The organism is Curtobacterium oceanosedimentum, from assembly GCF_020297365.1.
Lineage (GTDB): Bacteria > Actinomycetota > Actinomycetes > Actinomycetales > Microbacteriaceae > Curtobacterium.
Genome location: NZ_JAIXIG010000054.1, coordinates 1 through 5,232, shown reverse-complemented (window position 1 = coordinate 5,232; position 5,232 = coordinate 1). Strand labels below are relative to the sequence as shown.

At 73.2% G+C, this 5,232-nt stretch carries 7 protein-coding genes and 1 pseudogene; 3 read left to right on the top strand and 5 right to left on the bottom strand.

Going from position 1 to position 5,232, the window contains the following annotated elements:
- A partial coding sequence (locus LEL83_RS15650; RefSeq protein WP_225559513.1) for a bifunctional hydroxymethylpyrimidine kinase/phosphomethylpyrimidine kinase occupies positions 1–1,182 on the top strand: 1,182 nt, incomplete at its 5' end.
- 69 nt (positions 1,183–1,251) lie between these two features.
- Here LEL83_RS15650 and LEL83_RS15645 read toward each other — a convergent pair.
- The 4 genes from LEL83_RS15645 to LEL83_RS15630 all read right to left on the bottom strand — a co-directional run bounded on the left by LEL83_RS15645 (position 1,252) and on the right by LEL83_RS15630 (position 3,093).
- Positions 1,252–1,761 (bottom strand): metallophosphoesterase family protein, encoded by a 510-nt coding sequence (locus LEL83_RS15645; protein WP_225559512.1) that lies wholly within the window; start codon positions 1,759–1,761, stop codon positions 1,252–1,254.
- Positions 1,758–2,228, bottom strand: a complete 471-nt coding sequence (locus LEL83_RS15640; protein WP_198658256.1) for a MarR family winged helix-turn-helix transcriptional regulator — start codon at positions 2,226–2,228, stop codon at positions 1,758–1,760. Before LEL83_RS15640 ends, LEL83_RS15645 begins: the two co-directional genes overlap by 4 nt.
- Before the next feature lie 84 nt (positions 2,229–2,312).
- Entirely contained in the window at positions 2,313–2,774 is a 462-nt protein-coding gene (locus tag LEL83_RS15635) for a VOC family protein (protein ID WP_225559511.1), read from the bottom strand.
- 22 nt (positions 2,775–2,796) lie between these two features.
- Positions 2,797–3,093 carry a GNAT family N-acetyltransferase gene (locus tag LEL83_RS15630; RefSeq protein ID WP_198658254.1) on the bottom strand — a complete coding sequence of 99 codons (297 nt, stop codon included), beginning with the start codon at positions 3,091–3,093 and terminating at the stop codon, positions 2,797–2,799.
- A 77-nt stretch (positions 3,094–3,170) separates the two neighbouring features.
- Between LEL83_RS15630 and LEL83_RS15625 the strand changes: the two genes are divergently transcribed.
- A complete protein-coding gene (locus LEL83_RS15625; RefSeq protein WP_225559510.1) occupies positions 3,171–3,806 on the top strand; it encodes an NADPH-dependent F420 reductase in 636 nt (211 codons plus the stop codon).
- A gap of 66 nt (positions 3,807–3,872) precedes the next feature.
- On the opposite strand, the gene LEL83_RS15620 is transcribed toward LEL83_RS15625, so the two are convergent.
- Entirely contained in the window at positions 3,873–4,847 is a 975-nt protein-coding gene (locus LEL83_RS15620) for an aldo/keto reductase (RefSeq protein WP_225559509.1), read from the bottom strand.
- A 112-nt stretch (positions 4,848–4,959) separates the two neighbouring features.
- Between LEL83_RS15620 and LEL83_RS15615 the strand changes: the two are divergent.
- Positions 4,960–5,232 (top strand): annotated as a pseudogene (locus LEL83_RS15615) (hypothetical protein); the annotation flags it as partial.

Genomic DNA, 5,232 nt, shown 5'->3' with positions numbered 1-5,232 from the left:
GCGTCTGCTGGGTCGTCGGGGTCGTCGGCTGCGTCGGCGTCTTCTTCGTCGTCGCTGGCGGCCGCGCAGGTGGTGGCGGCGCGGTGGGACGTGCTCGTGCTGGCGAAGGGCGGGCACGACGACGGGCCGACCTCCGACGACCTGCTGGTCGCACCGGACGGGTCGGTTCGGGTCTTCTCCGCTCCCCGTGTGGCCACGACGAACACCCACGGCACGGGGTGCTCACTGTCGAGCGCGATCGCGACACTGGCTGCTCGGCACGGTGACTGGGAGCTCGCGGTCGGGGTGGCGAAGCAGTGGCTCACGGTGGCACTGCGCGGGGCCGATGCGCTGTCGGTCGGGAGCGGTTCCGGGCCGATCGACCACGGGGCGTCGGCGCGGGCCGCGCTGCCCACGCTGTCGTACACGGACGTGTGGTGGGCAGACGCCGCCGACGTGCTGCGGGAGACGATCGCGTGCGCGTTCCTGGTGGGGCTGCGCGACGGGACGCTCGGGGCGGAGGTGTTCGCGGGGTACCTGGCGCAGGACGTGCACTACCTGCGGGCGTACGAGCGGCACCTGGCGGCGCTCGCCGGTGCTGGTGGGGCTGACGAGGGTGTTGCTGCGGACACCGGTGCTGCTGCGGCCTTTTGGGCGTCGGCGGCGCAGGGGTGCGCCGACGAGGCCCGCGACCTGCACCACCGACGGCTCGCCGGCACCCACGCCGACGACCCGGTGCACCCGACGTGCGCCGGCTACCTCGCACACCTGCAGGCCGCTGCCGACACCGGCTCGGCCGCGGTCCTGGCCGCCGCGGTGCTGCCGTGCTTCCGGGTCTACGCCTGGGTCGGGTCACAGCTCGGCGCAGCGCCGGAGGGGCACGCCTTCGCCGACTGGATCACCGCCTACGGGGACCCCGGGTTCGCCGCGGCGAGCGCCGAGGCCACTCGGCTCGTCGAGGAGCTCGCGGCCTCGGTGACGCCCGAGGAGCGGGGCAGGATGGCACGGGCGTTCCGCCGCTCGGTCGAGTGGGAGCTGGCCTTCTTCCGGATGCCGACGGAGGGCGTGGCGGTCAGCGGCGGCGCTCCGGCGGCCGACGGTGGCCTGGCCGGCGTCGGAGCTTCGGCGGCCGACGGCGGCTCGGCCGGCGGCGCGGCCCGTGGCGCCCCGGCCGGCGGCGGCGCGGCCCGCGTCTCGCGCTGACGGACGTTCCTCGGGTCTGCCGGCCCGAGGAATGTCCGCTCAGCCGGGTCTCGGTCCCGCACCGGCGGTTCAGCGCGCAGCGGGCGGCAACCGCACGAGGTCGACGGTCAACTCCGTGCCGCTGACGGTGCCGCGCATCCAGGTGTGGTCGGGTTGCCGGCGGCGGTCCGTGGGCGACCCGGGGTTGAGCAGCCGCATGCCGGACGGCGCCACGGTGTCCCACGGGATGTGCGAGTGCCCGAAGACGAGCACGTCGGTGTCCGGGTGGGCGGCGTCCATCCGGCGTTCCCGTCCGGTCGCCGCGCCGGTCTCGTGCACCAGGGCGAAGCGGAGCCCCTCGACCACGAACCGTGTCACCAGGGGCAGCCGGTCGTCGAACGCGGGTCCGTCGTTGTTGCCCCGGACCCCTTCGAACCGGCGGGATCGCCCCTGCACGGCGTCGAGCGTGGCGATGTCCACCCAGTCCCCCGCGTGCACCACCAGGTCGGCGGCGTCGATGTCGGCCCACAGTCCGGCAGGCAGGTCCTTCGCGCGCTTGGGCAGGTGGGTGTCCGACAGCAGGACGAACGAGGTCGTCACGGCTGCGTCGGCCCGGGCATCGGGAGTCCGGCCTCGTCTGCGGCACCGAGTCGTTCGAGCAGACCGGCCAGCAGTGCGACGTCGTCGTCCGACCAGTCGGCGAGCCGTTCGTGCAGCGCGTCGCGGTGCAGCTGCACGGACCGCTGCAGTGCGGCGCGACCGGCGTCGGTGGCCTCGAGCGGCTTCGCGTTGCCGCTGCCGCCCTCGGTGGTGCGGACGAGCCCGGCGGCGAGCAGCCCGGACAGCTGCCGCGAGATCGTCGACCGGTTGAGACGCAGGTACCGGGCGATGTCGATGGCCATGCACCCCGGGTGCTGCACGACGAAGTCGACGAGCGACTGGTCGACGACGCTCAGCACCTCGTCCGAGCCGCGGGCGCGGATGCTCGCGCGTCGGGTGATCCGGGCGAGCTCGGTGTAGGCGCGGCTGACGTCGCTGTCCCGACCCTCGGAGCTCGGGTGGTCCATGATCGCTCCAGCCTGTCTGCGCCGGCGCCGGGCCGGCGGTCTGTTCCTGCGGTCACCATACCGGCGGGTACGCGGACCGGGGAGTCAGCGTCCCGATGCGGCCGCCTGCAGCGCGGGGATGTCCAGTTTCACCATCTGCACCATCGCGTCGAACACCCGCTGGTTGGCGGCCGGGTCCCCCGAGCCGCTCATCAGGTCGCCGAGCATCGACGGCGTCACCTGCCACGCCAGGCCCCAGCGGTCCTGCAGCCAGCCGCACGCCATCGGGCTGCCGCCGTCGGCGAGCAGGGCGTCCCAGACCCGGTCGAGCTCGTCCTGCGTGTCCACGTCGACCTGGAACGACACGGCGTCGGTGTACGGGTGCCCGGGACCGCCGTTCATCGCCCGGTAGGGCCGACCGAGCAGCGTGAACTCGACCACGAGCGCGCGGCCGTCCGGCATCCGACTGACACTGTCCACCCGGCTGTCGGGGAACAGGCCGACGTAGTGCTCGGCCGCCTGTTCGGCCTGGTCGTCGTACCAGAGGAACGGGGTGATGGTGGGCATGTCGCGCCCCTTCGTCCGGAGCTCAGTCCGCGGCGCCGCGGCTGAGCAGGTCTGCCTTCTCAGGGTGCTCGTCGAACCACTTGCCGACGAACCAGCACATCGGCACGATGCGCTTCGTGGTGGTCGCCTCGACGTCGGCGACGGCGTACTCCACGAGTTCCGCCGCGTAGCCGTGGCCGCGGTGCTTCGGCACCGTGTAGGTGTGCGGGAACGCGACGGCGTCGCCGTTGACCCGGTAGTCGAGCACGCTGACGAGCTCGCCGTCGACGTACATCGCGTAGCGGTCCTGGTCGGTCTCGTCGCGGAACTCGTGGTCCATGCCCGCCATCATGCTCCGCGCGGCGCGAGTGCGCCCCACCGGGAATGCAGCACGCCCCACCGCGTTGCAGGGACACCATGACAACGATCGGCATCATCGGCGCAGGCAACATCGGATCCCAGCTCGCACGGCTCGCGGTGCGGAACGGTCACCAGGTGGTGATCGCGAACTCTCGCGGCCCGGAGACCCTGACCGACCTGGTCGCGGAACTCGGCGAGGGTGCCCGCGCGGGCACCCGTGACGAGGCAGCCGCCGCGGGCGAGGTCGTCATCGTGACGACGCCCCTCGCCGCCATCGAGACGATCCCCGTCGAGCCGCTGGTCGGCAAGGTCGTCATCGACACGAACAACTACTACCCGGAGCGCGACGGCCACATCGCCGCCCTCGACGACGAGTCGACGACCACGGCGGAGCTGCTGCAGGACCACCTGCCCGGCGCCCACGTGGTCAAGGCCTTCAACCACATCGGCGCGGCGGACCTGACCGGACACGCGACCCCCGCCGGCACCCCCGACCGACGTGCCCTCGTGGTCGCGGGTGACGACGCGGCGGCGAAGCAGGTCGTCACGGACCTCATCGACGCCTTCGGGTTCGACGTCGTGGACGCCGGTCCCCTCGCCGAGGGCTGGCGCATCCAGCGGGACACCCCTGGCTACGGCCCGCGGCTGACCGCCGCCGAGCTGCGCGACGCCCTGGCGGTCGCCACGCGGTAGCGCCCGCTCACGCCGGTCGAGCGGCCCGGTCGACACGCGCCGGGCCGCTCGCGCGGCACCCTCGGCTCAGGCGACGGCGCGGTTGAACAGCACCGTCATGTCGGCGATGTCGTCCTCGCTCGGGGTCCACGTCGTGCCGGCCGCGACGTTCTGCCGGATCTGCTCGGGCTTGGTCGCCCCGGCGATCACGCTCGACAGCCCGGGCTGGGCGAGCAGCCACGCGAAGGTCGCCTGCAGCATCGTGACGCCGCGCTCGTCGCAGAAGCGCTGGTAGTCCTCGAGCACCTCCCACGGAGCGTCCTCGAGCAGCTGCGGCTTCGACGTCGACAGGCGTCCGTCGGCTGGCCCGCCGCCCTTCGTGTACTTGCCGGTCAGCAAGCCGTTGTACAGCGGGAAGAACGGCAGGAACCCGAGCGCGTACGCCCGGACGGCCGGCAGCACCTCGGCCTCGGCGGCGCGGGCGAGCGGGCTGTACTCGTTCTGCGCGGACACGAAGGCCGTCGTCCCCGCGATGGAGGCGGTGAGCTCGGCCTCGGCGATCTGCCACCCGGCGAAGTTGGAGTGCCCGACGTACCGGATCTTGCCCTCGCGCACCAGGTCGTCGAGGACGGACAGCGTCTCCTCGATCGGGGTCACGTCGTCGGGGCGGTGCATCTGGTACAGGTCGATCCAGTCCGTACCGAGTCGACGCAGGGACGACTCGACGGCCAGGCGGACGTACCGCCGTGACCCGCGGACGCCCCAGTCCGGACCGTTGGCGCCCTGCATGTCCATGCCGAACTTGGTGGCGAGGACGAGCTCGTCGCGGCGACCGGCGATGGACCGGCCGAGCATCTCCTCGGACATGCCCGGAGCACCACCGTAGATGTCGGCGGTGTCGAACAGGGTGACGCCGGCGTCCAGCGCCGCGTGCACCACGGCGTCGGTGCCCTCCTGCGACTCGGACGCGGTTCCAGGCCGTCCGAAGTTGTTGCAGCCGAGGCCGACGGTGGAGACGACGAGCCCCGAGGGCCCCAGGGGACGGTGTTCGATTCCGGTCATCACCCGACCGTACCGGCGACCCCGGAACTGGGGCTGCGTCACGTTCAGCGGTTGCCGGTACAACTGACGAGGATCAGTCGACGGAAGGAGCGCCGCAGTGGCATCGCATCGCATGCTGGATTCGGACCGCCCGCGCCGACCCGTCCCGGCCTGGGTCACCGCACCGCCCGTCGACGAGGTCGCGCCCGTCGCGCAGGCCGCCGACGCCGGCCTGGAGGCACGCCCCACCCCCGCCCCGACGCACGCCGCCCACGCGGCGCCGGTGCCGACCACCGCGGTCGCGTCGTCCGCGGTGCCCGCGTCCATCGCGTCCCTGGTGGAGGCCGACGCCCCCGCCCCCGACTACCCGCCGCAGGAGGACCTGCTGCCCCCGGCGCCGATGTCG

Coding starts and splice junctions, on each gene's coding strand:
- LEL83_RS15620 (WP_225559509.1), bottom strand. CDS start 4,847: ATGACCGGAATCGAACACCGTCCCCTGGGGCCCTCGGGGCTCGTCGTC.
- LEL83_RS15630 (WP_198658254.1), bottom strand. CDS start 3,093: ATGGACCACGAGTTCCGCGACGAGACCGACCAGGACCGCTACGCGATG.
- LEL83_RS15625 (WP_225559510.1), top strand. CDS start 3,171: ATGACAACGATCGGCATCATCGGCGCAGGCAACATCGGATCCCAGCTC.
- LEL83_RS15635 (WP_225559511.1), bottom strand. CDS start 2,774: ATGCCCACCATCACCCCGTTCCTCTGGTACGACGACCAGGCCGAACAG.
- LEL83_RS15640 (WP_198658256.1), bottom strand. CDS start 2,228: ATGGACCACCCGAGCTCCGAGGGTCGGGACAGCGACGTCAGCCGCGCC.